We start from the raw sequence: 25765 nt of genomic DNA, 5'->3' as shown, positions 1-25765 counted from the left end.
CTCTGCGCTCTTTCGGAAACGGTAGTCCATTGCACCCCTCAATACCCTCGTTACCTCCTCAAGTTGAGGCGAAAGTCCGACGTTCTGGAGCATTTGTCCGGAGCCATTGGGCTAAGAATCAAGAAGCTGCTGACCCTGTCACAGGGGCGCACCACGATTGTAATTGCGCACCGGCTTTCCACCGTGCGCCACGCCAATCGCATCATGGTGCTAACTCCCAATGGCGTCGGCGAGGAAGGTACGCATGAGCAGCTGATGCAGCATGACGGGCTTTATGCCGGCCTTCATAAGGTGTCGACGAGTTTCTGACGATCGAGGTGGTCGCAACGAGAAGCTTGTCGCCGGGAGCGACCTCGGCCTTTCTGCAAGACGGGACCAGTTGCAGCATCAGTTGTCCTTTCTTCAGGGTGTTGGGGCCTTTGTCCAGCGAGTTAACCGGTGCCAATCAGGCGCAAAACAGCTTTCCCGTCCTTAACCGCAGCGACAGACAGCCTTCGGTCAAATGTGGCAAGGTGGCCGCCCTTGGTCTTGGCAAGGGCAAGAAGATAGATGTCTGTGACTTGGCCCGACGTCAGGATTTTCGTTGCGTCCACATGCTCGCACCCTAACAGGCTCAGAGCGTCCGGCCAGAACTTATGGCCTGGAAGTGCCCTCAGCGTTCTAACGATCTCAGCAACATTTGCAGGCGAGCCAGGTGAATTGGGGTATTTAGGGCTGCCGACAATTCTAATGACCCCATTCTCGGTTAGCGGACATGTTGCCCAGTCCACTTGTCCGGTGGTTTCAAACCAAAAGTGCGCGTCGTCATGGGCAACATGGCTGGGGTCGATCAACGCGATAAGCACATTTACGTCCAGCAGGAACGTCACGACAGCTCATCGCGCAGAGAGTTGACGAGCTCGAGCGTTACCAAGGGTGTCTCTGGTCGGGGCGCAAGCAGGGGGATTCCATTGCGTTGGGCCCCGGCCGGCGGACGGCGCATCGCACGCCTGGCAAGGTCCGAGATAATCTCGCCCACGCTTCTGTTCTGCTGTCTGGCCAGTGCCTTGGCTTCGACGAGAACATCGTCATCAATAGCCAGTGTTGTTCTCATGGTCTGGGCCTTGCATCAATCATCACGCATCATATCGCGTGGATGGCGTCTTGTTCAATAGGCAGGATGCGTGCGCGATCGAAGGAGCTTTCATCCTGCTAAGCATCTGATCATCCTGACGCCGCGTAGGTTGCGAGTAGGGCCGACCCCGCTATGGGGCCGGCGGGTTCGGCTCAGTTGGCCGGGTTCCAGATGATCCCTTCTTGGCGCGTCGTCGTCGCCGGGAGCGGTTGGGCCGCATGTGAGCGGCAGACACATCACCGGTTGCGGAGGAAATCATCAGGTTAATCGAGATGTCCAGGGAGAGCCAGCGGCGGGATGATCCACCGGACGCTCTCTCTGGACCCCGCCGGACCGACCCCTCGCGGCCCGCCTCTTCCTCTCAAGCCGGATGCCTTGGTTGATTGTCGGACCGGTTGAACGTAGCTCGCGGACCAAGGGCCGCTTCCATAAACCGGCTCACCCGCGCTGCGGGTCTGCGGAGCGTAGCGCGGTTGCCGGGCGAGGCCCTGCAAGGCGCAGCCTGTGAGTACATTGCCCTCGGCGGCAATGTGTCCGAGGGAGGCGGGCCAGCGCTGGCTAGCCCAGCTGTCCCAAACGTTCACGCTCGCCGATGCCATGGGACACGCGCTTAGTGTTGTCGCCACCATGCCTAGAGGACAGCCAACCCGATATCTGTTGCGGTGACCATCGGCTTTGGAGCTTCTCGGCTACAATCGAACGAAGTTGGGAATACTTTTACGCCGACCGCCCGGGTATGGCTGCCTTACGGGAAAAGCTATCGCTGGTGCCAAAGGAGCGAGGTGTCAACGTCAAGGTGACGGTGGTTAATGACGAAGGGGTATTTCTCGACCAAATCGAGCCCTCACCGAGTATCTGGACGACGGGTGTCGTGCAGACCTATCTGGATTTGTGCTCACTCGGGGAACGAGGCCAGGAAGCCGCCGATTTTCTCAGACGGAACAGGATGCCATGGTCGAACCACCCGCAGTGCTTGAGCATAGCGCCGAATACGGCGACCGAACGAGCGCGGCAGTAAGGTCGGTCCTGCTGGAAATCGGCCAGGTCCTCGGCGGTTATAAAGGCAAGTACGCCGTAGTAGGTGGGGCCGTCCCCTGGCTATTGCTGGACAACGACGAGACGCCTCATCGGCACGATCGACATAGATCTCAGCCTGCGTCCGGAAGAGCTGGGTGCCTACGAGTATACAGGCCTCGTTGAGGCATTGCTGGATGCCGGATACCAGCAAGAAAAACATTTGCGGTCGTTTCAGCTAGTGCGAACGGTGCCGGGCAAGGACGGCGAGCCAGCGATCGATGTGATCGATGTGATCGTGGATTTTCTGATGCCGCGAAATGCGGTCAATGCAAAGAACCCGACCCCTATTTTGGACAATTTCGCGGTCATGCGCGCCAACGGCGCCGAACTCGCCAGCCGTTTTTACGAGCTTGTCGCGATAGAAGGGGCGATGCCGAACGGCGGGAACAATCGTGTTGAGATCGCTGTCGCCTCGATCCCCGCGCTGCTGGCAATGAAAGGCTATGCGCTCAAGGGCCGACACAAGCTGAAGGACGCTTACGACATATACTACTGCATCAGGAATTTCCCCGGTGGTGCCGCAGAGACAGCGGTCGCCTGCAAGCCGGTGCTCGAAACCGAGGACGGGAAGGTCGGCTATAGCAATATCGCTGAAAAGTTTGACAAGCCGGATGGCACGGCCCGAGCTGCGTTAGGCAATTCGTCGAGAAAAGCAATGCCCTGGGCGACAGGACACCCGATCAGTGGCAGCAGGATGCTTTCGACCAGGTTGATGTTTGGCTTAGGGCTCTCGGACTGCGCTAACGCGACGCCCCCGTCTGCGGCCGAGTAAAGAGACGAAGGGGGCGTGGTGTCACGAGCAGTTCACCTTGACCAGGTGGGCGGCCAACGAGCAGTTCGAGACTCTGGTGGTATCGATTTTGCGAAATACCCCTGCGAGGACCCTCGATCCTGACGCCAAAATCGCTGCGGCGGGCGCTGCAGATTACCGAAGGCATCACCGCCAATATCTTCCAGATGATCAACAGCCTCGCCATCGAGGCTGTCGTGAGCGGCCGCGAGCACATCACTGACGAAGCGGTCGAGAACTGGGAACCGGAGTTCGACGCCGAAGCAGCATTCGCAGGATGATGGACATCATTAAGGCCCGGCGATTGCCGGTGCCGTTGCCGCCGCATTCCAATGAGCTCTTGTCATCCTGGATTGGCCGGCACGCTGCCTTCTACGCGGTTTCGCCTCTAGTAATGCTGCGGCAACCGCCAAGGATATGATAGCCCGATCCCGCGTGACCAAGGCGGCCGCTCAGATGCAGTTAATGTGAGAATCCTTCTACTTCAATTCTCGTAATTAAGTGCCAAACGACACCCGCTATGAACGCCACGCTGGGCTATGGTGTCCTCGGCGACGACAGTCCGCCGGATGTCAGCGCAAAAGCGATGCCGCTCGCCTGACTAGAACGCCACTGTGTGATAAGAATCTCCCACTCTTTAGGGAGAAATCTCCGGCATGTGCTCGATTCACACATCATCCGTATGAATGACCCAGCAGAATGATTGGTGTGGTGTTGTATCTCGGGCACGGTTACTGGAGGGATCAGTCCTCGGAATGGCCGCTAATGCCCTTAAGCAGAGCGATCAGCTGTCCCTGCTGGTTTGTTCCGGTCTTTCGGAATATTTGCGCCAGATGGGTACGCACAGTAGCCAAGCTGACCCCACGCAGAAGGGCAATTTCCTTGACCGTCTTTCCGGCAGACAGTTCGGTAGCGATGCCGGCTTCGGCGACCGACAGGTCGAATAACCCGCGCAGCACGGTATCGGACGGCAGGTTTCCCGTTACCGAATAGCCAGTCACCGCCACGATCGCGGCGCCGCTGTCAAAAATATCGCTGGCCGACCTATGCAACGGAATGATGTGGACGACAATCGCCGGGTCGCCCTCGCTGCGGCGCATGGGAAACGACCGCACCTCGGGCTGGCTCGTTTGCCCCGGTCCCGGCAAGGCCGCTTGCAGCAGTTTGTCGATATGCCGGTCTCGCGCGGCAAGCCGTCCGAAGGCTGCCGGACGCAAGGCCTCGCCTAGCGCCTCGAAAAGCCGGTTAACCGCCAGCACAACGCCCGTTGCGGCCACCACACAGGCGGGAATACCCAGAACATTCATGGTTGCAACGCTTGCCTGCGCGCGATCGAGCTTGAGGCGCGAGGCGAGCATGCTGGCGCGGGCAAGATGGGGCCTGAACGTATCGAGACGTGCCAGCTCACCGGCGTCGAAATCGGGCAATCCGTGCCCCCGTTCGAAGGTGAACAAGGCCATCTCGCCGTCGGGCATGTCGATCACGGACCCGACTTGCCAGGCAGCGCCGATCTTTTCCATGTTGGCGTGGTAGGGATTGTCCGAGTTTATTTCGTCGTGGGTAAAGAAGTCGGCGCGTTCGAGGAATCCGGAATATTTTATGCTGCGTAGACGGTGGGCCGGCGGGTTCTCGTACCAGTATGGCGTCCGTGCGAACTCGGCAAGCGTGTCGATAACGTTGGGTGTCGCAGCAAACAACGGGGGCAATTTCGGATCGATTATCAGCAACGCCCCCGAATGGGCATTGCTCATCTTGGCGATATGACCAAGCACTTCGGGCCACAGCTCGGGCAAGAAGGCGGCTTCGTATATCTGGTCTAGAACGCTCACGCGTTTGGGTTCTTTGAGCAGGATGCCATCCCTAGCAACACCACAAATGATACCACAAGAGCAACGAAGACGCCGGACGCCGCAGCCAAGCTCTCGGATTATGCCCAAAGTGCCCCCATGCTCAGGCCTGCGTCAAGACCGACAACGATCTGCCGCCTCGAGCCACTCTGGCGGTCGCACGCGCGGCAAGCATGCCCGGCAAAATGGACCGCCACATCATTCAAATGAATGAGCTGTCCAGCTTCAATTCGACAGTGCCATGGTTCCCGCGAACAGGACCAGCGCGATGCCGCTGCCGATGGACAGAAGCCGAAACAGGCTACGATGGACCCTGTTGAGCCGCGGTCGCGCCATGACAAAGCCGATCAGGCCATACCAGGCAAAGGCCATGACGAAGACGACGAGCGGCAGTGAGGCAAGGTTAGAAAGATCGCCCCGGCCAGGCAGGGAAAGCGCAGCACTGCCAAAAAACCCCAGGCTGAGGGGATTGGACATCGCCGTAGTCAGCCCCATTGCAAAGGGTGCCAATCCATTGCTGGGCCGGCTGACCTGAGCCTCCTCCTGCCGCATGCCGCTGCGCAAAGCGCGAAAGGCCGCGATCAAAAGGACCAGTATGCACACCACGCGGCCGGCCTCGACCACCGTACTGGACGTGACGAGATATGCCGTCGAAAACGCCAATGCCAACACCAGCAGACTGGCGCCCATCGCCACACCAAGCGCCGTGACAAGGCCTTGGTGACGATGCGTGGCAAGGCTTGCTTGAACTACGATGAGAAGGCTAGGCCCGGGGACGATGAGCATCATCGCGTATCCCAACACGATTGACAGCATTTCCGAAGACGTCATCACTGCCAGCATGGTGCCTGGGCCGGGGTCTCATTCAAGGACCGGCACTATGATCACGCCTCCAGTTGGTCGCATCCTTCATTTGAATGACCATTGGAGGCCGCGGCAGCTATTTCATGTTGCGCCATAACCCGTATAACATGCTGTACCATTTGCCGTAAAAGATGTTGGAGCTACGTTAAGGTGAGAGAAGTCAACTGCAAAGCGATGTCCTAAAGCCTTCTCAGGCTTGTGAACCAAAGCTGGCTTCACCAATCATAAGTCCACCGAACGCGGCACGAATAAGTCAGCACGATAAGGGCTGTCGAACGGCGGCGCGGCACCGAAGTTGTCGCCGCGGTGAGCGCCGGCGTTAATCATGTGGTGATCTTGTCTGGTGCCGGAGCCCGCGACGTCGCCGAGCGCGATGTTGGAGCAGCATACTGGGCAAGCGAAAACCATCTCATTCGGAACGCGCCGCGCTGGACCATTTTGCGGATGAACTATCATGCGGAGTACCTGGCTCAGGAGGCCATCATGGCCACACAGCAGGGGGCACTGCCCAGCCTAGTAAAAACAACGGCTTTTCGTCACCGCCGATTCGCTGCATCGTAGAGATCGGCCGGAGGAAACCACATGGAACTGATCGTCGCCTTAGCACTCATTGCGGCTATTGGTGCCTGGTGGATCGTCCGGACTAGAGCGCGGCGGAAAGCACAGCTCCATGCAGCTCAGCGGCCCCCATCCGCCTCTCGCCCTACCCTGCCTCTAATCGGAGCCGGTTTTCCATTTGAGAGACCTTCCCCATCAGAGCACAGGGTCACTACAGAGCCAAAGCTGACGGGGCCCTACGCTGAGATGGTAGATCAACATGGCGGTGTCCGAGAAATTTCAGTGCAGGAAGTGACAGCACTTTTCCAACCAGTTCGAACAAGGCTTGCTAGCCTGCGCAAGGTCGCTGCTAATTCGACTAGGGTCGCTCAATCCTTCGGTAAAATGGGTGGCGCTACACCCGATCTCGAAAGCTATAGGGGCGCCCACCGTGAAGCCGCTGCCCTCGCGGAAAAAACTGAGGGACTACTGGATCTTATTCTTTTTCAGACCGAAGGCAGCTCGACCGAATACAATGACGTGTTGGAACGAGTGATCGACGTTGGGGTGGAGCTAGAAGAAAATCTGGCATCCATCGCCAATGTCGAATCCAAGGTTATTTCAGGCAACTTTGTCTCTATCGGACCAGTGCAAGGTGCGAAGCAAAAGGTGAAGTGAACTCAACCCTCGATTTTTCACTGAGCCGGATGGCAACGGGGAGAACTACAACTGCGCCACTGAGGGTGGTCCCAGGATTGACCGGCAGAGGACGGGATTAGGTATTGCCCTCCGTTTGATGGTTTCGAGCTGTGTGCACCCGGAAGCGGACTGTCTGAAAATCACGCCGTTGCCGCCGATTCCGCTTCTGTTCCAATCCGCATATTATGCGAATCAGAGTCCGACCGTTCCAACGCCATGTCGGGCCCTCCTCAATCTCACTTGCGGCCCAATGCTGGGCTGCAACAAAACTGATCGAATTGTCATTACGGTTTCGATACTCGATTAGATATCACCAATAATTCTTGATATCTCATCCCGTATAGTGTTCCACGCTCTTCCTGCTCAATGCCGTTCCCCCGGACGAATTCAGGCGCTGATTACGCTCAATGTGGCTCGCGCCGCCGGCGTCACCAAGCTGGTCTATCTCTCGGTCATTCACAGCGATATCTATGTCAACGTGCCCCACTTTGCCGGCAAGTTCGGTGTGGAGCGAATGATAGAGCAGATGGGCTTCGAGGGCACCATCCTCCGGCCCGCCGTCGTGCGGCCATGGCGTTTATCCCATGCCGATCGGCAGCAAGGGGCTCGCCATGATCGACAGCCGTGACATCGGCGAAATCACAGCCATCGAGCTCATGCGCCGCGAAGTCAGCTCTGCAAGCCTGCCCCTCGACCGGTTTTCTAACTTTCTCGTATTTCAAACACGCGAAAGTTGACATTTAGAGGCCGAAAACCTAACTTTCTCGTATCTGATATACGCGAAAGTTAGACTAATGCCCCTTTTCCTCGTCGGCGAGAACATAGACAAGACCCGCAGCCACTACCACGCCGAGACCGGGAAGCTCGTCCAGCTGATGCGGGGCGTTTACGTTGATGCGGGCGATGATGTCGACGCGATGGTGATGAAGCACGCGGTCCGGATCGCGCGCTACCTCTATCCGCGGGCTTACCTGTCTGCAGCCACTGCCGTCCTGCTCGGACCGACACGCGACGGCCGTCTGTTCATCAGCGGGCGGCGGATTCAACGTACACGGCTGCGGGCCCTCGAGATCATACAGAACGCAGCACCCGCACACCCTTCCGTCGCCTCTGCCGTCGTCGATGACGGGATGGGCGAGTTCACCGTCACGGTCTCCGCATTGCGTCAACGCTTCCTCGAAGCATTCCGTATTCGCAGCGAGCACGCGCAGTCTCTTGACGAAGCCATGCGCGAGACGATCGTGCAGCGCCTCATCGAGGAATATGGCAGCGCCCAGAAAGCCGCCGACGCGGTGTGGACGCTTGCCCGCGAGAATGAGTGGTACCGCGAAGGCGAACAGGCCGAGCGTCTCCTCCTACGCGGCCCTGCCGCCGCACCCGCGCGGAACGAAGCCGCTCTGGACCTGATCGTCGCCTGGCATCAGAAACCGATCGGCAATCTCACCCACGACGGCTTTGAGTGGCGCTGGAAACCTTCCGACCAAAAAGGTCCGCCGCTTCTGCGCCAGACCGTGCCCGGCCAGTTGCCGCCCTTCATCGTCTCCCTGCTGCCTGAAGGCTGGCTGGAAGCGGTTCTCGGCGAGCGCGACGAGCGCGCGCAGCTGCGCGCGGGCCGGCGCTACATGTCGAATATCACGATCGCCGAGACGCAAAAGGAACTGGTTTCCCTGCCCGCTGACATTCTCAGTACGCGCCTGTCCGCTTATAGGAACGGCGGTGTATTCACCGGCCGCTATGAAGGACCCGGCCGCACCGCCATCGAGGAAAGCTTTGAAGCCAACCTCGCCGCGATTTTTGCGCGCAGCGATACCCCGCGCCTTTCGGGGATACAGATCAAGGCCCCGATGTTCCTGGCACACGATGGCGCGCTCATTCCGAGCGAGGGCCGTCCCTTCACGCATATCCTCAAGCCCGCCGGCACCAGCGGCTTTGACATGCTGCCCATCATCGAATGGCAGGCGCTCACGCTGGGCGCGGCGGCGGGCTTTGAGGCGCCCGCCATGGCGCTCGTCGCGATGCCCGACGGCATGCCGCCCGCCTTGCTGGTCGAGCGCTTCGACATCCGCCGGGGTGACAATGATACGCGGTTCCTCGCGCTTGAGGATTTCGCATCGGTGCTGGGGGTGCCGACCTCTGCCAAGTATGACGGCACGATCGAGCGCGTCGCCCGAGCCGTGCGGCCTCTTTCAACAGATCCCGATGCTGACCTGCTCCTCATACTGAAGCGCGCGCTGTTCGCCTGGCTGATTGCCGACGGCGACATGCACCTCAAGAACCTGGCTCTCCTGAAGATCGCGGAGCCCGGCAGCGATACGTTCGCGAGCGTGCGCGTCGCGCCGCTCTATGACGCTGTGACCACCCGCGTCTTCCCGCGCCTTGCGCGCGACCGCATGGCCCTGAAGCTCAACGGCAAGGATGACCGTCTGCGCCGCGCCGACTTCAAGGCCCTCGCCGCCACCGCCGGTCTCAGGGCTTCCGACGCGGACGCGGCCATTGATGAACTGGCATCCGCACTCGCCCGCGCGCTGGGCGGCCTGGGCCCCGTGCCGCTGGTGGAGCCGGCCTCGCCCGCGGCGGACGCGGCGGCGGCCATGCGCGCGCTCGTCAAAGAGCGCCTTGAATCCCTCACCTAGAAGGAGGAACGCGATGCTCAAACTCCTGATCGAGAAGATCCGAACGCTTCGCAAGAAGAAGGGCTATACCCTCGACAAGCTGGCCGAGCCCAGCAAAAGCTACATATGGCAATTGGAGAACGACAACCCGCCGCGTCCGTCGGCGGACAAGATCGCCAAAATCGCGATCGTTCTCGGCGTGACGCCCGCTACCTGATCACCGAGTCGGTCCCGGTTGCCGACGCGACGGACACAGCGTTCTTCCGCAAATACCAGACCATGGACCTGGCGACGAAAGAAAAGATACGCCGGATGATGGACCTCAGCGGCGACGATGAATGACAGTCGTCTTCGGGCCCGAGCGCTGGGCGAACGAGATCATGTCGCTTTCCATTTAATTCTGAGAATTCGACCTCAAGTGATGTAGCCGACGATTTTCTCTTGTGAGCGACTTCCACTCGTCCGGGAGCATGTCAGAAGCCAGGACCGAGGCGCCTTGATCATCGAGGCAGCGTAACGACATGTCTGAAACCTCTTCTGGCTGCGTCGGTTAGGTAGCAAATACAACACCATGCCCGGCAGCAAACCCTATTTCGGCGTATCGTCAGCCGGCGCATCTGTATTTATCTTCGCCTGCAGCTTTTCGATGCGGGCGAGGATCTCATCGAACGAATAGGATTTCTCGTCGAACATCATCGCCTGCATGGCCGAGTAGTCGGCGCGCAGATCTTTCAGACGATGCTGGGCGGGTATGAGGCGCAAGGTGCCGGGGCGTGCGGTATCGTAGGTCGCCCAGCCAAGCTCATCGATGAACTCATGGTCGATATCGAAAAGCGTATCGCCGACAATATGCTTCCCGCACTGAGAGGGGCGATCGCCGCCCAACTTGGGGAGCCGATCAAGGATAACTGGTCGATCGAGGTCGACGCCAAGGACCCCCAGACCCTGAACTTTCATTACCCGGCCGCGCTGACCGCCCGGGACTATCTGGGCGTCACCTACATCACCCATCGCGTTAAACTGGAGTCGGCGCGCGCGGCGATGGCCATCACACTTTGAACATCAGCTGGATGCAAGCGTGGAAATCCAAGCCCGTATATTGGTTGTGGCTCTAGCTGGCAGACCTGGCAAACCGGGCGGCAGAGATGCAGACCTCCTAGTCTCTGCCGTTCCAGCAGAACAAAATCAGCGCTGAAGGCGCCTGAAAAGCGCTCCGCACATTACAGGCTCCGCTACGGCTCCAGATTCGCGTTCCGGACCGCTTATTATGCGAATCTGAGCGATCTCAGATGGTTGAGCATTGGCTCCAAGCCTAACCAGCAGATTTTTGGGAAGGAGAAATGACCATAATTATGGACATTAAGTCTTTCTATGTTCACTTAGATGGACGCGATTGACGGCAAGACTGACTTGTGGCATCAAGTCCATAATTATGGACACATAAATCGTTCACGTTCAGTCAAATGAACAATGCAGGTCACGATGCCTCGAAACAGAAGCTACTCAAGAGTCACGCGCGAAGCCCTTATCGTTCTGGGCAAGCTGATCCGCGTCAGCCGAGCAGAACGCGGACTAACGGCGCAAGAGCTGGCTGACCGTGCAGGCATTAGCCGGACAACCCTGTCCAACATTGAGAAAGGTTCGCCAGGACCTGAAATCGGCATCGTGTTCGAAGTCGCGTCAATCGTTGGCGTGCGCCTGTTCGACTATGACGAGCGCAACACTCTGAAAGCGCACATTACACGCCTCAATGAAAAACTGACCCTGCTTCCCAAGAGCGTGCGTCACAGCGTCAAGAAGGTAGACGATGATTTCTAAGGCAGAAGCAACGGAGGCCTTTGTCTGGATATGGCTTCCGAAAGAAACAGAACCGATCGTAGCAGGTCGCCTCGATCAGGATGGTGAGCGACTGCTTTTCACCTATGGTGCGAGCTACCGACGTCGCAACAATGCGATCTCCGTCTACGATCCGGAACTACCGCTGCAAGAGGGCACAATCAAATTCACCAACGGGTTGATGATGCCGAATTCAATTCGCGACGGCTCGCCAGATGCTTGGGGCCGCCGTGTGATCATCAACAGGTTGACGGGGAGGAAGCCCGATGCTGTCGGCGCGCCCAACATCAGCGAGTTGACCTTCCTGCTACAGTCGGGATCAGACCGCATTGGGGCGCTCGATTTCCAAGCGTCCGCCACTGAGTATGTGCCACGCCTTGCTGCGCAGGCGTCGCTCGACGAACTGATGGAAGCAGCCGCAATGATCGAAAAAGGCCTGCCTCTGACACCCGCGCTGGATCAGGCTCTCAACCACGGCACATCAATTGGCGGCGCGCGGCCGAAGGCACTCATAAACGAAGGAGCGAAGAAATTCATCGCAAAATTTTCCGCCAGCAACGACACCTATAGCGTCGTAAAGGCAGAATTCATCGCGATGAAGTTGGCGACAGCCTGCGGCCTCAATGCTGCTCCTGTCTCAATAACCCACGCCGCTCATAAAGATGTCCTGCTGATTGAACGCTTCGACCGCGCGCATAGCGCGAAGGGTTGGACACGTCGCTCCATGGTCTCGGCACTCACCATGCTTGGGCTTGATGAGATGATGGCGCGCTACGCCTCTTATGAGGATCTGGCAGAGCTGGTTCGCCACCGCTTTAGCGATCCCAAAGCAACGTTGCGGGAACTCTACGGCCGGATTTGTTTCAACGTGCTGTGTGGCAATACGGATGATCATGCCCGCAACCACGCGGCTTTTTGGGATGGCAAGCAGCTGACACTGACGCCTGCATATGACATTTGTCCGCAAGGCCGCACCGGCAACGTGGCCACCCAGGCCATGCTGATTAAGGGTGACAATCGCGCCAGCACGCTCGCAACCTGCCTTGCGGCGGCGCCAGACTATCATTTGAAGGAAGCCGAAGCGGCCGCGCTAATCGAGCACCAGGTCGCAACCATTGCGCAAAGTTGGCAGTCGGTCTGTGAGGAGGCCGAGTTGAGCAAGGTCGACCGCCACTTGTTTGCCGGACGCCAATTCCTCAATGGTTACGCCCTCGACGGCCTGAATGGCCACGACGGACTGCGGGGCGCCTATCGAAATGCACAGACCACGCTGATTACCGGCGGGAACATTTAAGATGGAAGCGCCGACGCTGCTGTTAGACGCGCTTGGATCGGCATCCTTCTTCGTCTGCTTGGCCAAACCTCACGGGGAGTCGAGCGCACAACAACGGCGTCACCTCTCTCCGGGACGAACAGGCACCTACCCGCGGGCCTGTGCTCAACGTATTCTCGCAGCCCAGCATCGTTAGCCAGTTTGGCGGGCATAGCCCGTCGCCCCCTCGGTCAGCACCCCATTGGGCTGTTGTTGCCCGATAGGCGATGCCACCTGCTCACGTCTCGGCATTGCGCGGCAATTCGCGGGAAGTCGTGCTTCGTGCTCTCCGGAATTGACTAGATGAGATGGAAACTCTCGGCTTCAGTCACGTGATGGTGGATGTGGCCATCGCCCTCATCCGTGGGACGCCCCAGGGTAGCCAATTGGCTGGCCAACAACGACGACGGCATGAAGTGCCCGGGCCTGCTCGTCAACCTTTGAACCAGGACGTCAGGGTGCACATCAACAAAGACTAACCGCAAATCCGGCCCAAGCGAGGCTCGCAGCCGGTCTCTATAGGCCTTGCGAAGACATGAACAACTCGCGATGGCGCCCTTTTTCGGGCGAGCCGTCGCGGCAGAAATGGCGTCCAGCCAAGGCCATCGGTCGATATCCTCGAGCGGTATCCCGGTCGACATCTTAGCGATGCTGGATAGCGAGTGCAGCAGGTCGCCCTCGACAAACGGCACTCCGCAATGGGTCGCCAGGCGTTGACCAAGGCTCGACTTTCTGCGCCACCAGTTCGGCCAGGATGCGGTTGAACACTCCCATGCGGCTCCAGCGGCAGGGCGCTTGTTGACCTCACAGAGAGTTTGGAAGCAAGCGGCCCTTAAGGGCCAGTCGCAATGTGCCGAAGGCAATTGCAACCATGACGAAATTGGCGGCAACGAATAGCCAGGGAGCCAGGGTCGCCGTCGCTCCCTGGTCGCCATTGATTGCCAGCCTCAAGGTGGCGGCGGCCAAGGCGGTTGCGCCGAATGTGAATGCCCAGTAGCCCATGGAGAAACCCTGCTCAAAGATCCAAGGCAGCATGCGCAACAGCAGCAGTGCCTGCAGCAAGCCATAGCCGATCAAGGCATGCGCAAAGATGTCTGGCGTGCCGCCAGAAACTGCGAGATAGGCAACTGCACCCACAACGGGCGGGGCAAGTTGAATCCCCAAGGTCGGGCGCAGCGGCGCTGGCATCACCGGGCCGGTGTAGAGACGGTGCAACAAGACAGACTCGATCGCCAGCCAGGAAAACAGGGCAGCGCCAAAGGCGAGTTGGCCCCAGTCCGGTGCTCCCAGGAGAGCGGCCGTCGTGCCGGTGACAAATCCTCCGGCGACGCTGGGCAGGTAAAGTACGCCTGGCGCCGCGTGCCGACAGTTTTGGGCTCGACCATGACCCCGGTACAGCGTCATCGGACAGCAGCAGCTTGATGACATCGCCAGAACCCTTAGCGCGCAACTTTGGCGCCACCGTTGTCAGTTTTGCCGCCCGCTGCGCCAACTCTATCCCAAGATCGCAGGCCTCCACCGCAGCGGTTGCATAAGCCAAAAGCACCGCCCTGCCCCAACCTTCTCCTCCGGCCGGATGCGCTTGCGGTTCTCGCCGGATTTGAAGATGGAAGGGGCCACCTGCCCCATCAGCAGCATGTCGGCAAGCCAGAAGCCCAGAAATTCGTCATCGGGCCGGGCGCGATAGACGGCGGCGGCGATTTCGGCCGCCAACACTGGCGCCGGCTGCGACGACACCACCATATCCTCGGCATTGGCCACCACCTCGGCCAGATCCTCATCCCACTTCAAACCAAGATGCTGCTCGGCGACCGGGCGCACAGATGTCTCATCGCAGCTCGTCGTCCGGCTGGCCAATCGGCGCCAAGCCATCAAGAGTGGACAACGGAGAGAACCTCGTCGTGGTGCGCGACCGGACGGTGGCGACTAGCTACATGATCGAGGCCGTTCGGATCTACGACCACTATGTGTTCCGTGTGGCGTCCGAGAAGAGGGGCACCGGAGGCCCGTTGGAATTGAAGCGTCCGCCCGCCGCGGGTGCCAAAGCCTGGTTCGGGCGCGATTGGAGCGATCCAGTGCGCGCGCGGGATCGGGTTTTGTTCTCGCGGGCCGAATAAAACGCTAGCGCCGTTCAACGCTACTGACCAAAGTTTCGATATAAATTCTGGTCAGTTCCTTGCTACTGACCAAAGTTTGTATATATTCTTTGGTCAGAGGTGACTTGAATGCCCGATCCCCGTTCGGCCACGGTTGAACGCATCCAGGACAGAATTGCCCAGGCCGCGCCCTCGGGCGTCTGGTCACGCGCCGACTTTCTCGATATCGGCACGCCAAACGCCGTCGAAAAGGCGCTTCAACGGCTCACCAGCAGCGGTCAAATTCGCCGTCCCCATCGCGGTCTCTATGACAAACCCGGTGAAAGCGGCCTGACGGGGAAGATGGTGTTTCCGCCACGCGCATCCTTCGTCGATGCGATTGCGCGGCGCGACAAACTCCGCGTGCTGATCGATGGCTTGACTGCGGCCAACGATCTTGGCCTGACGACGGCCACGCCGGCGCGGTCCACGATCTATGCCGATACCTACCCTCGCACTATAGCAATCGAAGCCAATGCCGGGGACCCGCGGGCGACTGCGCCGGTCGTCTATGTCCTCGATTTCAAGCGCATCTCTGCCAAGTCCGCCTTTTGGGCGGGACGGCCGGCCATGCGCGTGATCCAGGCGCTGGGCTGGTTTCGTGGTGATCGATCAAGCCTCGACACCATCCTGAATGGCATCGTGCGCCATCTTTCCAGGAGCACCCAACGGGAGGCGATCCTCATGGACCTGCGCGAGAATATCAGCGCGCTGCCCGCCTGGATGTACCCGGTCATCACTGACATCGAGCGCAGCGTCACCATCAGGGCCGCCGACGACAACCCTACCGGCTCAGACGATCCAGAGGGACGACATGTATCAGGCGTTCATTGATATCCTTCGCTCTCCGGACGAGGAGCGCATCGCGCTCTTTTCGAGCGTTGCGGCGAGCCTAGAAACGCGAGCGGAGAACGTCGAAAAGGACCTCTATGTCTGCTGGATCCTGGACTTCCTTTTCAACCGCCGCCAAGGCGATCCGATTGGGCTTTACTTCAAGGGTGGCACCAGCCTCAGCAAGGCCTATGGCCTGATCCGACGCTTTTCCGAGGACATCGACATCGGCATATACAAGGCCGATCTAGGCGTTCCCCTCGAGGCCGATATCACCGCGCTGCCCTCGGTCAATCAGCAGCAGAAGGCGCTGGCAAATCAGGTGGACGAAGCGGCGCGGGTCTATATTTCGGGGCCACTGCGAGACCTCCTGGCCAAGGAGATTGCCGAGGTCGAAGCGGCCAGCGGTCGAGAGGGCTGTTCTCAATCGAATTTGGCCACGACGCCTATCGCGACAAGGACGCGCTCGATATTCTGGTTCGCCGCTACAGGAGCGTCTTCGACACCAGCGGCGGCTATGTCGACGCAGCGGTTCGCATCGAAGGCGGCGCCCGGCCCGATCCCGTCCCGGCCGAACCCCGGCAGATCGAACCCTATCTTGCCCCTGAAATGCGCGAGGGGACGGACCTCACGGTGCACGGTGTCATGACCGTCAAGCCGGAACGGACCTTCTGGGAAAAGGTCTTGATCCTGCATGCAATGACCGAAATGAGCGAAAAGCGTAGCCTTGAAGGCAACCCCGAACGACCCGTCCCCGATCTCAATCGCTATTCACGGCACTATTACGACGTCCACCAGATATGGACGCATCCCGACTATGGAAGGGTCACGGCCTCCTTGCTCGAGCTTGCCGAGGCGAGCCGTCAGCACAAGGAGCTGATGTTCCGGGCACCCGATCATCGATATGACCGCGCCGTATCGGGCAGTTTCCGATTGGTGCCGACCGAGGACATACGCAAGAAGCTCGCCGCCGACTATGAGCGGATGTCGGCGATGATTTTCGGCAAGGCCCCCAGCTTTGAGGCCGTCATGACAAGCATCGAAGAGTTGGACAAATTCCTCAACTTCACCCTGCCCGCAACCTTGAACCAGCCTGGCTCGCATTGAAGGAAGAAGTGGCGGCAACCATCAGACCATCTACCGCATGATCGCGCAGGGTCCAGCCCGGGCAGGACGATCCAATTGAAACAAGACATGCCGCTTTCCGCCAAGCCGGCGATCCATATCCGATATTATGCGAATCCATCGATCGCTTTGTGCTCCTTGGAGCCGCTCAACCGACCGAAGTGGTTTCCCAGAAGCGGGCAGCAATCCGCGACCCCGCAAAATTTGGGTTAGTGGTGGCAAATTAAGTCGCGAGGCGCTATTTTAGCACGATGAACAAGCGCGCTGTCATTGCCATGCTGAAACAGCACCGAGCCGAACTCGAGCGGCAGGGTGTGCGCCATGCTGCTCTGTTCGGCTCGCTCGCGCGGGATGAGGCGCGCTCGGACAGCGATATCGACATCATGATCGAACTCGACCCCGCCACCTCGATCGGCGTGTTCGAGTACGTCGGGCTAAAGGACTATATCGCTGCGCTGTTTGATGGCCCCGTAGATGTCGTCGATCGTGACGCGTTGAAGCCGTATGTGAAACCGGCTGCGGTCAACGACGCCATTTATGCCTTCTAGGGACACGCAGCGGGTCCTGGCGACCATCAAGCACAATATCGTCCTGGCACGGCAGTTCCTCGCCGACCAGACCCGTGATGCCTTCGCCGATAATGTCATGGCGGTTTATGCCGTTACACGCTGCCTGGAGATCATCTCCGAAGCCTCACGCCGCTTGCCGGAGGAAATGAAGCAGCGCCATCCCGATGTGCCCTGGGCGAACATCGCCGGCGCCGGCAACGTGTACCGCCACGACTACGAGGACGTGGCCAGCGCTTTCGTCTGGAAGACGGTGCGGAGCGAATTGGATAGTATCGCCCAGGCCGTCGAGGCAGAGCTGACCAATAGCCAGTAACCGAGGCCGCGACGTTACGACGTTACCAGATGCAGGACGCCATCATGGCTAGGGTCGAAAGAATTCTCATCCATTAGCTGAGCGAGCAGACAGCGAAGCTTTATGACGTCCCGAATGAGGAAAAGGACCTAGCGGTCAAACGCCCGCCCACTGCAATCAGACGGACGTTGATGTCGCGTAAATCCTAACATTGCGACAACCTCAGCTATGCAAAAGAGCCTGCCGTCGGCGCGAAACTCTATCTCACCTGTGCCAACGTAAGCATTGCGGTGACGAAGGCGGTTGGAGCCTCCTGTGGCAGGTTGTGACCAGTCCCATTCACGATCCGACGCTCGTAGAACCCGGCAAAATAAGGTTGATCGAAATCCTCATCTAGGCGATCCATCGGTCGCTGGTCTTCGCGGCAGCAGCATAAACGCCAACATGAGCTCGGCGACCGTCGCGTGCGGAATCCGGTATGTTCAGGTTGCCAAGGCAGATGGTTTGCCCTGAGCACGTTCCGAAAGCTCTGCCCACTCGTTCCAGATTTGCAGCCGCTGTTCATAGGCGGCCTTGAACGTCGGAATTGTGGTCGAACCAAGCACAAGGCGAAGGGGAGGTTGCTGTTCATCAACGAGCTTCTGGCACCCTCTAAGACATCGGTCTTTTCCTGCGGTCGGGTTATGATGATACCGGAAGTCTTGCTGGCACAAGGCAATCAAATTCCCGACGTTGGAGGGCAGTAACATGACTGGATTGCGCTGGGGCGTATTGGGACTCGGTGGCATCGCGGCAGCATTCACCAAGGACTTGATCGCTAACAACATGACGGTGAGCGCCGTGGGATCGCGCTCGCTGGAAAAGGCAACTGAGTTTGCGGACACGCACTGGGTAGCCTCCGCCTATGGTAGCTACGATGCCCTGGCCGCGTCGAACGATGTCGACGCCATCTATGTCGCCACACCACATCCATTCCATGCGGAGGCGGCCGCACTCGCGATCAGGGCTGGCAAGCATGTGTTGATAGAAAAACCGATCACGCTTAACGCTCAGCAGGCAGCTTGGCTGAAGGGTTACCATTGTGCATCGGCCGACATTACAGAGCCGGCAGCCAAACGCGGGAGCCAGCCTTCTCAACTAGGGCGGATTCGTAGGCCGACTGCATCTTGGCAAAGACCGAGTCCGAAGGTTGTAGCGCTCCCAGATGGAGATACTGCAGTTCGTCCATGAACGCGTCCCACAGTTGCGAGCCGCCATCTTCGAGGACCTGTGCACGGATCGAAAGTTCCATTGACGCCGGTGTGTGACGCAGACCCCAGCTGCCCATGGCCACCATCAACGGGACCAGGTCTATGGCCTTTGACGTAAGAGCATAGATGGCTTTTTGCTTATGGCCTGGATCGCCGCTGCGCGAGAGAAGGCCGTTGGCGGTCAGGCGTTTAAGCCGGTCTGCCAGAATATTGGATGCTATCCCCTCCATACTTTCGGTCAGCAGGGAGCGAAAGGAGCGCCGTGTGCCGCCGAACATGATGTCGCGAAGGATAATCAGGCTCCATCGATCGCCAAAGGTTTCCAGCGTGAGGTTGATTGGACATCCTGATCGTCGCAGATTCATGAATGACCTCCGTCAGACTGGTTGCAAAATAGTGATGGTTTTGACCCCACGAAGGTTGGTAGCACGGTGAAGAGCGGAAATGAATGCGGGCCCGCTCAGATTGCCGCCAATAGCTAGGAGCCGACGTATGGCAAAGATTGTGTTCGGGATGATGCAATCCCTTGATGGTTATGTTTCAGGCAAAGAGGGAGGACCCGGCCTGCCGATGCCGGGAGAAGTGCTTCATCGCCACTTTAATGACCACGTTCGCCAGCTCACCGGTTGTCTGTACGGTCGGCGAATATACGAATTGATGCGCTATTGGGATGAAGATCAGCCGGGACAGGACGAGGTCGGGCGCGACTTTGCTGCAGCTTGGAGACCCCAGCCCAAATGGGTGGTTTCTAGAACCCTGAAGTCGGTTGGCCCGAACGCGACCGTGGTGTCCGAGGATATTGAAGGGTTCGTCAAGGCGCTGAAAAGTAAGCAAGACGGCGAGATCGACGTTGCCGGACCGGAGCTGGCAGGGCTTTTGACTGAGCTCGGGCTTATTGATGAGTATCGGCTCTATTTGATGCCGGTGGTGCTTGGTAGTGGAAAACCATTCTTTCGAATGGCGCCGCCGCCGCTGCGGCTCGTTGACACCGAAAATATCGGTGAGCAGGCAATCAAGCTGACATACGTCCCTGCTTAGGGCGCTGACGCTTTGCGACTATGAATGCGACGAAGACCAGTCGCGAATTCATCCGCAGAACCGCAACACATGGAGAGTACAATGAAAAAGGGAATGACCGCCTACTGGATTAGCACGGCCTTATTGTGCTCGGTCTATGCCGCCGGCGCTGTGATGTACATTATGCGGCGACCCCTGGTGGAGCAGGGCTTCGCCCATTTCGGCTATCCGGCCTATCTGGTAACCGTTCTGATAGTGGTGAAAATCGCTGCTCCTTTGGCGATCCTGACGCGAGTGTCGATACGCCTAAGCGACCTCGCTTATGCTGGTATGTTCTTTCACCTGCTGTTGGCAATTTCGGCTCATCTGAGCGTTGGCGACATGGGCTTCATTCCCGCCATCGTCGCCTTGGGCCTGCTGGTTCTATCCTTCCTCACTCAGAACTTAGGCCGGAAAGTTGCTTCGCCGAACGTACCCTCGGCGCCTTTGCTCACCCAAAATGCCTGACCCCAAAGTGGAACTCCGCACATGGCCGCGTATCCTTTAACGACTGTCACTCGCTATCTCGTCGCTGATCTGCTTGCAGCGGGCACACGCATCCCGGTCAATGTTCACGTCATCGACCATCCGGACGCGCGGATTCTGGTCGACACCGGTATTCGCGAATTGCACCCAGCCGCCGCTGACATGAAACCACGACTTTATCCCTTAAGCGATCAGGACTTTGACTTCGCCAGCATTGATATTGTCGTCAACGCCCACCTGCATTTCGACCACTGCGGCAATAATCATCTCTTCGCCGGCAAGCCGATCTATGTGCAGCGGCAGGAATTGGACGATGCCCGCACTAAGGATGACTACACGATACGTGAATGGGTAGACGCGCCAGGCGTTCAATATGTGGCGGTGGATGGAGAATACGATCTGCTTCCAGGCATACGATTGGTCCCGGCACCTGGACATTCGGACGGAATGCAGATCGTCGTCATCGAGAACAGTGAGCGACCGATTATTGTCGCGTGTACCTTATGCAATCTCGACCACTGGACCGAGGATTTCTGTAATTATTTGGTCAGCTTTAGGGCATTAGGTCGTGCGGTTTGATCGACCGAAATGGGGTCGGAACTGTACAGTCGGGTTTTGAGCGATCCATGGCCGGGTGCGTCCGTTCAGTCGGTCACCTTTGCTCGAAAATGCACCGGACAAACAAAATCCTACGCGAGGCGGAAGATCGACGCGCCGGTAAGGACGTAACGTGCATGGCTGTAGTCGCGGAGCCTGATAATCTGTTCTTCGGCCCAATCTATCAGGATCAAACTGTTGGGAGTGTCCGCCGGAATATCAGTGCGGACGACCAGCACTGCGAGTTGCCCATCTATGGTACCTATTGCAAGCTGTCGGTCCGTCATGTCGGCATACCGAGTAAAATATGCAGCGAACGAAAGTCTGTCGCCACTGAATTGTGACACGAGTTCAAAGCGCACGTCGTGCGACAACATTGCACGAATGGCATCGAATTCGTGGGCGTTGAAAAGATCAACGAAACGCCGCAACCGAGCCTGTTCACGGTCGTCCAAGGATCGTTCCGGCTTGGGAGAATCGGCAAGTCGCCGCAACTTGATCCGACCGCGATGCAGCCCGGCCTTCAACGCTGCAAGGCTCGTTTGAAGAATTGCTGCGGACTCATTGTTTGAGTAGCTGAAAACGTCTGACAGAATAACGGCGGCGCGCTCCGTTGGGGTGAGCAGCATGAACAGCGACAGTGCAGCACGCGAGGCAACCTTATCGTTGAGTTCGCTTCCGTCTGACGCGATTTCGCGCTGAACAAGCGCAACGGTTCGCTCTCGACGCTGTCGCTTTCGTAGGTAGTCGATTGCCGCATTGTGCACGATGCGAAAGAGCCAAGGTCGATCATCACCCTTGGGGCCGACTGTGTCGAAAGCCACCAGGGCGCTAAGCAGTGCATCCTGCACAACATCCTCGCCGTCGACGGCCGAGCCCACCATGCGTGAGGCGTATCGGTGCAACTCCGGGCGGAGCACTGTAAGCCGCCTCTCGAATGTTTCGTGTGCAGTCGGCGTGAGGCTGCCGGGGGATAAATGTTTGCTCATCAACCCGATACGAGTGTCGACGGAAATTAGATACGCAGGCGCAGCGCCTTACGGACCTGGATATATTCACGTCCCCAACTCTTTGTTTGTGGGTTGGAATCCATTTCGGCTGCCCAGCCGTCATAGTTTTACTGACTTCGGTTGCCTCCCACCCTCGGAACTCGAGAAGTGGCGCAAGGCCAACTGCAGATCAGTTCATGCAACTGAAATGGAATGAACACATGCCAATAGCCTATATCGATGTCCCTCCCGGCATTGCGGTCGATGCCAGGCGAAAACTCGTCAAAAGTCTCTTCTCTGCAATTCACGGTGCCTGGCCAATCCCCGATACACGAGTTTTTCTGCGCGAGTGGTCGCTGGACAGCGTTAGCCAGGATGGCCGTCTCGACATGGAGCCTGTCCGCACGATCTGCAACATCGTGGCACCTCCCGGCGTGACTGTGGATGGCAAGCGTCGGTTGGCCAAAGAGATCACCGAAGCGCTTGTTGAGGCCTACGATCCGAGCAGTGAAGATGTGCCATTGCCGAGTGGCAAGGTGATTTCGACAAAGTGGGTCCTGGTCTTCATCCACGAAGTCGGGCTGGAAAATGCCGCGCTTGACGGAACGCTGGCCTTTGAAAATCCAATGGTGACTGAAGTAATGTAAAACTGTGGTGATGGGGCGGACATGCCGCCCCATCACCACGTCTCGACGAATGTGGGTTCACTGCCAAACCCGCTGGCATCAACGTTGCAGGCCGTTCGAAGGAACAACGATAGTCGTAAGAGCCGCGTTGATGCTCCGGTGAGCGCGGTGCGCATCTTGTTGCAAGATAAAGTGGGGCCCGAGGCCATGAACGAAATCAGCGAACTGGATTTTGTCGGTTCATTCGACGCCAACTATCGAGCATATCTGGAGGCGCTGCGGCATCTGCGGCCTGCCCTGCAACGATACTGTGCGAGAATGGTGGGGTCGATGCTTGACGGCGAGGACATCGCACAGGAGGTGGTGTTTGAGGCCTATAGCAAACGCCAACAGTTTGATGAAACGCGACCGCTTCGACCCTGGCTGTTTCGGATTGCGCACAATCGAAGCATCGATTTTCTGCGTCGGCGTGGCAGTGACGTGGTGCGGATCGGCCTGTTCGATGTGGACGCGATAGTTCAGCCGATCGAGCCGGTGGGCAAAGGGTTGGACCGGGCTATTGAGCGTATGATCACAGCGCTGCCGCCAATGGAGCGTGCCTGTGTGCTGCTTAAGGACGTGCTTGATTATTCGCTTGGAGAGGCGGCGCAGATATTGGACACGTCAGAAGGTGGCGTAAAGTCCGCGCTGCATCGTGGCCGCACAAAACTGGCGACGCTGGCAGACAAACCAGCCTCCTACTTTGCCCATTCGCAGGACGTTGCGCTGATCGAAAAGTATATTGATCGGTTTAATAATCAGGATTGGGATGGCTTGCGTGACATGATCGCTGCAGACGCCAAACTTCGCGTCGCCGACCACTTTGCAGGCCCCCTGAACGATGCACCTTACCTTGGCTGGTATTCAGATTCGTCGCGGTCTTTCGGTGCCGAACTCGGTCACATTGAAGATGAACCGGTCGTGTCGATCCACATGCTGCGTGATGGTGCCTGGACGCTATATGCGGCGGTGCGACTGGTGGGAGGCAAAGATGGACTGATTGGTCAGGTCCGGGACTTCTCGATGATGCCGTGGATGCTGGGTCAGGTCGCGGCCGCCAGACGTTTCGATCTCGGACGGTAGCTTCGTATCCCGGGGCAACGAGCTGCGTATCTACTGGATCGGCGAACAATCGCCCTTATTCAGGAGCGTAACTATGCATAAAATCAATGTTGTCAGCTACAAAACGTTGCCGGGTGCGGCCGCCGATAACCTCGCTTTGATCGGCAGTGTTCTGGCAGAACTTCATGAGGAGCGGCCAGACGGCATCAATTACATGGTCATCGCGCTCGACGACGGTGGGTTTCTGCACATCGTTGACGAGAGCGCAGCGCCGCGCCCGATCAGCGAATTTCCGGCGTTTTCAAAGTTCGCGAATGAAGGGAAGGCGCTCCGCGAAACCGGTCCGGAATTCCGGTCCGCCAAAATCGTCGGCCGATATGGTTTTGATCAGACCGGCAGCGAGTGACCCTCTTTCGTATTTTATGAGCCTTCATGCAGGTCTGCCCCAAACTGCTCGGTGGGCAGCCCTGCAAACCGTTGGTGCCGCTAGCGGCGGTTTTTATATCGATTGACGACCATGCCGCAGTCATAAGACTTGGATCCAACAAGATCCAGATTCTGAAACCCGGTCGTGTCGAACAGTCGTTCACCAGTCGTCAGCACCGCCGGATTGATGAAAAGCTGGTATTCGTCCACCATACGCGCCGCAATGAGCGAGGCGGCTAACCCGGCGCCGCCGAACGCGATTATGTCGCCGTCATCATTGCGTTTCAGGCCCTCGACCGCGTTGGCGATATCGCCTTTGGCAATTCTTGTGCGGTTCCACGCCGAGGTTTCAAGGGTGCGGCTCAAAATCACTTTTTGAACGCACGTGATCTGCTGCGCGAAGGCATAAAAGCTATCTCGTGGAAATTTCTTGGCGGCGTTGGCCCAATGCGTGAGGTAACCCTGTTCGGCCAGCTTTCGACTCAACAGGATGGTGCCGATAGAGGCCAAGGTGGCGTTGAAATCTCGCTTCAGTTCGTCGTCCCAAGGACATTCGCCAACCCAGTCCCACAGCTGCCAGCGATGCTGCCCATCGCCACCGACAAAACCGTCCACAGACATCTGCATTTGAAGTATGAGCTTGTTCACAACGTATCTCCAATCAGCGACCGGGTTGGGGTCAGGGTCGTGCTCTGGGCCCAGGTCTCCAGGGTGGTCGGGGTGGTGTTGCCTGGCATCGGCGGCTCTAGAGCCCACACCTCACCCTGGTTGAAGCTGCGTGCGGTTTCCATCAAAGCATCGGCAAAACTTGCTGACATTCCGCTGGCGATCATGCCGTCCGTGGCGTCAGACAGCGACACGTGCTGATAGCGCAAATGACGACCAACTGCAGCACCCAGTATCTTTGTTGCCTGCTCCATCGTGTAGTGTCCGCCTCCGTGCAGCTCGATTATGCGGTGAGCCGGCAAGGTCGTTGCGGATAACAGCCGTGCCGCATATCTGCCGACATCTGCCGCTGCGATGAGCGGCATCGGCAAATCGCCTCGAAACGGCGTTGCAAACGTTCCGGTCTGCGCCTGATCTTGAAAACCCATGCCGTTGACGAAGTTTTCCATGAAGAAGCCGGCACGCAAATGCACGACCACGGCCAGTTTGAGGGCGTCGATCTTATCTTCCATTATCGCCGCACCCAGCGAGGTTCCCATCTTGAGATGGGCGTTCAGGCCGCTGAGCAAAACCACGCGATGCAGTTCTGCTGCAGCAATGGCGGTGATCAAACTTGATATTGCCATCTCCTCAAATTGCCTCAGGTCCGGCGCCACGACATCGAATGGAATCATGATGAAGGCAGCGGTGGCGCCCTGGAAAGCCTCCGCCAGCGCTGGGGCATCGTCGAGCGCCACGCCAAGGCCGCGCGAAACCCGGCTTACGCTTTGACCCATCGATTCGAGTTCTGCGACGACCGCGGCGCCGACGATGCTGGTGGCACCGACGACGACGGTTTTGCCCCTTCCGGTTGCGTCGGCAACCTGGTGATCAGTCCAATTGGGCATGCCTGTTCTCCTAATGCAACAATATGCTTTACATTTGGAAG

Annotated in this window: 30 protein-coding genes and 5 pseudogenes; 21 read left to right on the top strand and 14 right to left on the bottom strand. The window is 58.3% G+C overall.

Annotated features, from left to right (window positions below; genetic code table 11):
• Positions 1 to 126: 126 nt before the first annotated feature.
• Positions 127 to 309 (top strand): annotated as a pseudogene (locus ABIB57_RS21030) (ABC transporter ATP-binding protein); the annotation flags it as partial.
• Positions 310 to 431: 122 nt separating this feature from the next.
• Here ABIB57_RS21030 and ABIB57_RS21025 read toward each other — a convergent pair.
• Together ABIB57_RS21025 and ABIB57_RS21020 are read right to left on the bottom strand one after the other, a co-directional pair.
• A complete protein-coding gene (locus ABIB57_RS21025) occupies positions 432 to 869 on the bottom strand; it encodes a TA system VapC family ribonuclease toxin (RefSeq protein WP_354043208.1) in 438 nt (145 codons plus the stop codon).
• A complete protein-coding gene (locus ABIB57_RS21020) occupies positions 866 to 1093 on the bottom strand; it encodes a CopG family transcriptional regulator (RefSeq protein ID WP_354043207.1) in 228 nt (75 codons plus the stop codon). The genes ABIB57_RS21025 and ABIB57_RS21020 overlap by 4 nt, the downstream gene beginning before the upstream one ends.
• Positions 1094 to 2195: 1102 nt before the next feature.
• Between ABIB57_RS21020 and ABIB57_RS21015 the strand changes: the two genes are divergently transcribed.
• A complete protein-coding gene (locus ABIB57_RS21015) occupies positions 2196 to 2963 on the top strand; it encodes a hypothetical protein (protein ID WP_354043206.1) in 768 nt (255 codons plus the stop codon).
• A gap of 761 nt (positions 2964 to 3724) precedes the next feature.
• On the opposite strand, the gene ABIB57_RS21010 is transcribed toward ABIB57_RS21015, so the two are convergent.
• Entirely contained in the window at positions 3725 to 4774 is a 1050-nt protein-coding gene (locus tag ABIB57_RS21010) for a helix-turn-helix transcriptional regulator (protein WP_354043205.1), read from the bottom strand.
• A gap of 279 nt (positions 4775 to 5053) precedes the next feature.
• Entirely contained in the window at positions 5054 to 5617 is a 564-nt protein-coding gene (locus ABIB57_RS21005; RefSeq protein WP_354043204.1) for a LysE family translocator, read from the bottom strand.
• 657 nt (positions 5618 to 6274) lie between these two features.
• Between ABIB57_RS21005 and ABIB57_RS21000 the strand changes: the two genes are divergently transcribed.
• The 4 genes and pseudogenes from ABIB57_RS21000 (at position 6275) to ABIB57_RS20985 (ending at position 9757) form a co-directional block, all read left to right on the top strand.
• Positions 6275 to 6907 carry a hypothetical protein gene (locus ABIB57_RS21000; protein ID WP_354043203.1) on the top strand — a complete coding sequence of 211 codons (633 nt, stop codon included), beginning with the start codon at positions 6275 to 6277 and terminating at the stop codon, positions 6905 to 6907.
• A gap of 368 nt (positions 6908 to 7275) precedes the next feature.
• Positions 7276 to 7632: pseudogene (locus ABIB57_RS20995) on the top strand (Rossmann-fold NAD(P)-binding domain-containing protein); the annotation flags it as partial.
• A 90-nt stretch (positions 7633 to 7722) separates the two neighbouring features.
• A complete protein-coding gene (locus ABIB57_RS20990; protein ID WP_354043202.1) occupies positions 7723 to 9561 on the top strand; it encodes a type II toxin-antitoxin system HipA family toxin in 1839 nt (612 codons plus the stop codon).
• 13 nt (positions 9562 to 9574) lie between these two features.
• On the top strand, positions 9575 to 9757 hold the full coding sequence (locus tag ABIB57_RS20985) for a helix-turn-helix domain-containing protein (protein WP_354043201.1): 183 nt from the start codon (positions 9575 to 9577) through the stop codon (positions 9755 to 9757).
• A gap of 371 nt (positions 9758 to 10128) precedes the next feature.
• On the opposite strand, the gene ABIB57_RS20980 is transcribed toward ABIB57_RS20985, so the two are convergent.
• On the bottom strand, positions 10129 to 10302 hold the full coding sequence (locus tag ABIB57_RS20980) for a hypothetical protein (protein ID WP_354043200.1): 174 nt from the start codon (positions 10300 to 10302) through the stop codon (positions 10129 to 10131).
• A 54-nt stretch (positions 10303 to 10356) separates the two neighbouring features.
• Between ABIB57_RS20980 and ABIB57_RS20975 the strand changes: the two genes are divergently transcribed.
• From ABIB57_RS20975 to ABIB57_RS20965, 3 genes are all read left to right on the top strand, one after another.
• Positions 10357 to 10599 carry a hypothetical protein gene (locus tag ABIB57_RS20975; RefSeq protein WP_354043199.1) on the top strand — a complete coding sequence of 81 codons (243 nt, stop codon included), beginning with the start codon at positions 10357 to 10359 and terminating at the stop codon, positions 10597 to 10599.
• 423 nt (positions 10600 to 11022) lie between these two features.
• Positions 11023 to 11358: a helix-turn-helix transcriptional regulator gene (locus tag ABIB57_RS20970; RefSeq protein ID WP_354043373.1), complete on the top strand. Its 336-nt coding sequence runs from the start codon at positions 11023 to 11025 to the stop codon at positions 11356 to 11358.
• The gene (locus ABIB57_RS20965) at positions 11348 to 12670 is read left to right on the top strand and encodes a type II toxin-antitoxin system HipA family toxin (RefSeq protein WP_354043198.1); all 1323 of its coding nucleotides are present in this window, start codon (positions 11348 to 11350) and stop codon (positions 12668 to 12670) included. The genes ABIB57_RS20970 and ABIB57_RS20965 overlap by 11 nt, the downstream gene beginning before the upstream one ends.
• A gap of 317 nt (positions 12671 to 12987) precedes the next feature.
• Here ABIB57_RS20965 and ABIB57_RS20960 read toward each other — a convergent pair whose 3' ends face one another.
• The 4 genes and pseudogenes from ABIB57_RS20960 to ABIB57_RS20945 all read right to left on the bottom strand — a co-directional run bounded on the left by ABIB57_RS20960 (position 12988) and on the right by ABIB57_RS20945 (position 14509).
• Complete coding sequence (locus ABIB57_RS20960; RefSeq protein ID WP_354043197.1) at positions 12988 to 13551, bottom strand: gluconokinase; 564 nt, start codon at positions 13549 to 13551, stop codon at positions 12988 to 12990.
• Complete coding sequence (locus tag ABIB57_RS20955) at positions 13493 to 14116, bottom strand: SLAC1 family transporter (protein ID WP_354043196.1); 624 nt, start codon at positions 14114 to 14116, stop codon at positions 13493 to 13495. Before ABIB57_RS20955 ends, ABIB57_RS20960 begins: the two co-directional genes overlap by 59 nt.
• Positions 14091 to 14207: pseudogene (locus tag ABIB57_RS20950) on the bottom strand (DUF1403 family protein); the annotation flags it as partial. The pseudogene ABIB57_RS20950 and the gene ABIB57_RS20955, both read right to left, overlap by 26 nt.
• On the bottom strand, positions 14183 to 14509 hold the full coding sequence (locus tag ABIB57_RS20945; protein ID WP_354043195.1) for a hypothetical protein: 327 nt from the start codon (positions 14507 to 14509) through the stop codon (positions 14183 to 14185). The gene ABIB57_RS20945 and the pseudogene ABIB57_RS20950, both read right to left, overlap by 25 nt.
• A 2-nt stretch (positions 14510 to 14511) precedes the next feature.
• Between ABIB57_RS20945 and ABIB57_RS20940 the strand changes: the two genes are divergently transcribed.
• From ABIB57_RS20940 to ABIB57_RS20920, 5 genes and pseudogenes are all read left to right on the top strand, one after another.
• Complete coding sequence (locus tag ABIB57_RS20940; protein ID WP_502914442.1) at positions 14512 to 14805, top strand: hypothetical protein; 294 nt, start codon at positions 14512 to 14514, stop codon at positions 14803 to 14805.
• 108 nt (positions 14806 to 14913) lie between these two features.
• Complete coding sequence (locus ABIB57_RS20935; RefSeq protein WP_354043194.1) at positions 14914 to 15657, top strand: DUF6088 family protein; 744 nt, start codon at positions 14914 to 14916, stop codon at positions 15655 to 15657.
• Positions 15638 to 16761 (top strand): annotated as a pseudogene (locus tag ABIB57_RS20930) (nucleotidyl transferase AbiEii/AbiGii toxin family protein). Before ABIB57_RS20935 ends, ABIB57_RS20930 begins: the two are co-directional and overlap by 20 nt.
• 269 nt (positions 16762 to 17030) lie before the next feature.
• Complete coding sequence (locus ABIB57_RS20925) at positions 17031 to 17327, top strand: nucleotidyltransferase family protein (RefSeq protein ID WP_354043193.1); 297 nt, start codon at positions 17031 to 17033, stop codon at positions 17325 to 17327.
• Positions 17317 to 17661, top strand: a complete 345-nt coding sequence (locus ABIB57_RS20920; protein ID WP_354043192.1) for a HepT-like ribonuclease domain-containing protein — start codon at positions 17317 to 17319, stop codon at positions 17659 to 17661. Before ABIB57_RS20925 ends, ABIB57_RS20920 begins: the two co-directional genes overlap by 11 nt.
• A gap of 461 nt (positions 17662 to 18122) precedes the next feature.
• On the opposite strand, the gene ABIB57_RS20915 is transcribed toward ABIB57_RS20920, so the two are convergent.
• On the bottom strand, positions 18123 to 18524 hold the full coding sequence (locus ABIB57_RS20915) for a hypothetical protein (RefSeq protein ID WP_354043380.1): 402 nt from the start codon (positions 18522 to 18524) through the stop codon (positions 18123 to 18125).
• Between ABIB57_RS20915 and ABIB57_RS20910 the strand changes: the two are divergent.
• A pseudogene (locus ABIB57_RS20910) lies at positions 18412 to 18642 on the top strand (Gfo/Idh/MocA family oxidoreductase); the annotation flags it as partial. The gene ABIB57_RS20915 and the pseudogene ABIB57_RS20910 overlap by 113 nt on opposite strands.
• A gap of 94 nt (positions 18643 to 18736) precedes the next feature.
• Here the strand turns inward: ABIB57_RS20910 and ABIB57_RS20905 are convergent.
• Positions 18737 to 19255, bottom strand: coding sequence for a winged helix-turn-helix transcriptional regulator (locus ABIB57_RS20905; RefSeq protein WP_354043191.1), 519 nt, complete (start codon positions 19253 to 19255; stop codon positions 18737 to 18739).
• Between the two features lie 127 nt (positions 19256 to 19382).
• Between ABIB57_RS20905 and ABIB57_RS20900 the strand changes: the two genes are divergently transcribed.
• The 3 genes from ABIB57_RS20900 to ABIB57_RS20890 all read left to right on the top strand — a co-directional run bounded on the left by ABIB57_RS20900 (position 19383) and on the right by ABIB57_RS20890 (position 21011).
• A complete protein-coding gene (locus ABIB57_RS20900) occupies positions 19383 to 19928 on the top strand; it encodes a dihydrofolate reductase family protein (RefSeq protein WP_354043190.1) in 546 nt (181 codons plus the stop codon).
• Between the two features lie 81 nt (positions 19929 to 20009).
• Complete coding sequence (locus ABIB57_RS20895; RefSeq protein WP_354043189.1) at positions 20010 to 20414, top strand: DoxX family protein; 405 nt, start codon at positions 20010 to 20012, stop codon at positions 20412 to 20414.
• Positions 20415 to 20435: 21 nt separating this feature from the next.
• Positions 20436 to 21011 carry an MBL fold metallo-hydrolase gene (locus ABIB57_RS20890; protein WP_354043188.1) on the top strand — a complete coding sequence of 192 codons (576 nt, stop codon included), beginning with the start codon at positions 20436 to 20438 and terminating at the stop codon, positions 21009 to 21011.
• 110 nt (positions 21012 to 21121) lie between these two features.
• Here the strand turns inward: ABIB57_RS20890 and ABIB57_RS20885 are convergent, their stop codons facing one another.
• Entirely contained in the window at positions 21122 to 22018 is an 897-nt protein-coding gene (locus tag ABIB57_RS20885; RefSeq protein ID WP_354043187.1) for a sigma-70 family RNA polymerase sigma factor, read from the bottom strand.
• Between the two features lie 197 nt (positions 22019 to 22215).
• On the opposite strand from ABIB57_RS20885, the gene ABIB57_RS20880 reads away from it, so the two are divergent.
• The 3 genes from ABIB57_RS20880 to ABIB57_RS20870 all read left to right on the top strand — a co-directional run bounded on the left by ABIB57_RS20880 (position 22216) and on the right by ABIB57_RS20870 (position 24151).
• Positions 22216 to 22665, top strand: a complete 450-nt coding sequence (locus ABIB57_RS20880; protein ID WP_354043186.1) for a tautomerase family protein — start codon at positions 22216 to 22218, stop codon at positions 22663 to 22665.
• A 21-nt stretch (positions 22666 to 22686) separates the two neighbouring features.
• Positions 22687 to 23766 (top strand): RNA polymerase sigma factor, encoded by a 1080-nt coding sequence (locus tag ABIB57_RS20875; protein ID WP_354043185.1) that lies wholly within the window; start codon positions 22687 to 22689, stop codon positions 23764 to 23766.
• A gap of 73 nt (positions 23767 to 23839) precedes the next feature.
• A complete protein-coding gene (locus ABIB57_RS20870) occupies positions 23840 to 24151 on the top strand; it encodes a hypothetical protein (protein WP_354043184.1) in 312 nt (103 codons plus the stop codon).
• Positions 24152 to 24231: 80 nt separating this feature from the next.
• On the opposite strand, the gene ABIB57_RS20865 is transcribed toward ABIB57_RS20870, so the two are convergent.
• Both ABIB57_RS20865 and ABIB57_RS20860 read right to left on the bottom strand, forming a co-directional pair.
• Positions 24232 to 24819: a dihydrofolate reductase family protein gene (locus tag ABIB57_RS20865; RefSeq protein ID WP_354043183.1), complete on the bottom strand. Its 588-nt coding sequence runs from the start codon at positions 24817 to 24819 to the stop codon at positions 24232 to 24234.
• A complete protein-coding gene (locus tag ABIB57_RS20860) occupies positions 24816 to 25724 on the bottom strand; it encodes an NmrA family NAD(P)-binding protein (RefSeq protein ID WP_354043182.1) in 909 nt (302 codons plus the stop codon). Before ABIB57_RS20860 ends, ABIB57_RS20865 begins: the two co-directional genes overlap by 4 nt.
• Between the last annotated feature and the right edge of the window lie 41 nt (positions 25725 to 25765).

It is taken from the genome of Devosia sp. UYZn731 (assembly GCF_040546795.1).
Classification (GTDB): Bacteria; Pseudomonadota; Alphaproteobacteria; order Rhizobiales; family Devosiaceae; genus Devosia.
This window is presented reverse-complemented; position numbering and strand designations above follow the sequence as displayed.

What these genes read in the sequence shown, in the direction of transcription:
- ABIB57_RS20925 (WP_354043193.1), top strand. Translation starts at nt 17,031, where the DNA reads ATGAACAAGCGCGCTGTCATTGCCATGCTGAAACAGCACCGAGCCGAA.
- ABIB57_RS20965 (WP_354043198.1), top strand. Translation starts at nt 11,348, where the DNA reads ATGATTTCTAAGGCAGAAGCAACGGAGGCCTTTGTCTGGATATGGCTT.
- ABIB57_RS20920 (WP_354043192.1), top strand. Translation starts at nt 17,317, where the DNA reads ATGCCTTCTAGGGACACGCAGCGGGTCCTGGCGACCATCAAGCACAAT.
- ABIB57_RS20905 (WP_354043191.1), bottom strand. Translation starts at nt 19,255, where the DNA reads ATGAATCTGCGACGATCAGGATGTCCAATCAACCTCACGCTGGAAACC.
- ABIB57_RS20940 (WP_502914442.1), top strand. Translation starts at nt 14,512, where the DNA reads ATGTCTCATCGCAGCTCGTCGTCCGGCTGGCCAATCGGCGCCAAGCCA.
- ABIB57_RS20875 (WP_354043185.1), top strand. Translation starts at nt 22,687, where the DNA reads ATGCCGCCCCATCACCACGTCTCGACGAATGTGGGTTCACTGCCAAAC.
- ABIB57_RS20990 (WP_354043202.1), top strand. Translation starts at nt 7,723, where the DNA reads ATGCCCCTTTTCCTCGTCGGCGAGAACATAGACAAGACCCGCAGCCAC.
- ABIB57_RS20900 (WP_354043190.1), top strand. Translation starts at nt 19,383, where the DNA reads ATGGCAAAGATTGTGTTCGGGATGATGCAATCCCTTGATGGTTATGTT.
- ABIB57_RS21000 (WP_354043203.1), top strand. Translation starts at nt 6,275, where the DNA reads ATGGAACTGATCGTCGCCTTAGCACTCATTGCGGCTATTGGTGCCTGG.
- ABIB57_RS20975 (WP_354043199.1), top strand. Translation starts at nt 10,357, where the DNA reads ATGGTCGATATCGAAAAGCGTATCGCCGACAATATGCTTCCCGCACTG.
- ABIB57_RS21020 (WP_354043207.1), bottom strand. Translation starts at nt 1,093, where the DNA reads ATGAGAACAACACTGGCTATTGATGACGATGTTCTCGTCGAAGCCAAG.
- ABIB57_RS21005 (WP_354043204.1), bottom strand. Translation starts at nt 5,617, where the DNA reads ATGATGCTCATCGTCCCCGGGCCTAGCCTTCTCATCGTAGTTCAAGCA.
- ABIB57_RS20935 (WP_354043194.1), top strand. Translation starts at nt 14,914, where the DNA reads ATGCCCGATCCCCGTTCGGCCACGGTTGAACGCATCCAGGACAGAATT.
- ABIB57_RS20890 (WP_354043188.1), top strand. Translation starts at nt 20,436, where the DNA reads ATGGCCGCGTATCCTTTAACGACTGTCACTCGCTATCTCGTCGCTGAT.
- ABIB57_RS20860 (WP_354043182.1), bottom strand. Translation starts at nt 25,724, where the DNA reads ATGCCCAATTGGACTGATCACCAGGTTGCCGACGCAACCGGAAGGGGC.
- ABIB57_RS20955 (WP_354043196.1), bottom strand. Translation starts at nt 14,116, where the DNA reads ATGTCATCAAGCTGCTGCTGTCCGATGACGCTGTACCGGGGTCATGGT.
- ABIB57_RS20870 (WP_354043184.1), top strand. Translation starts at nt 23,840, where the DNA reads ATGCATAAAATCAATGTTGTCAGCTACAAAACGTTGCCGGGTGCGGCC.
- ABIB57_RS20895 (WP_354043189.1), top strand. Translation starts at nt 20,010, where the DNA reads ATGAAAAAGGGAATGACCGCCTACTGGATTAGCACGGCCTTATTGTGC.
- ABIB57_RS20970 (WP_354043373.1), top strand. Translation starts at nt 11,023, where the DNA reads ATGCCTCGAAACAGAAGCTACTCAAGAGTCACGCGCGAAGCCCTTATC.
- ABIB57_RS20880 (WP_354043186.1), top strand. Translation starts at nt 22,216, where the DNA reads ATGCAACTGAAATGGAATGAACACATGCCAATAGCCTATATCGATGTC.
- ABIB57_RS20985 (WP_354043201.1), top strand. Translation starts at nt 9,575, where the DNA reads ATGCTCAAACTCCTGATCGAGAAGATCCGAACGCTTCGCAAGAAGAAG.
- ABIB57_RS20885 (WP_354043187.1), bottom strand. Translation starts at nt 22,018, where the DNA reads ATGAGCAAACATTTATCCCCCGGCAGCCTCACGCCGACTGCACACGAA.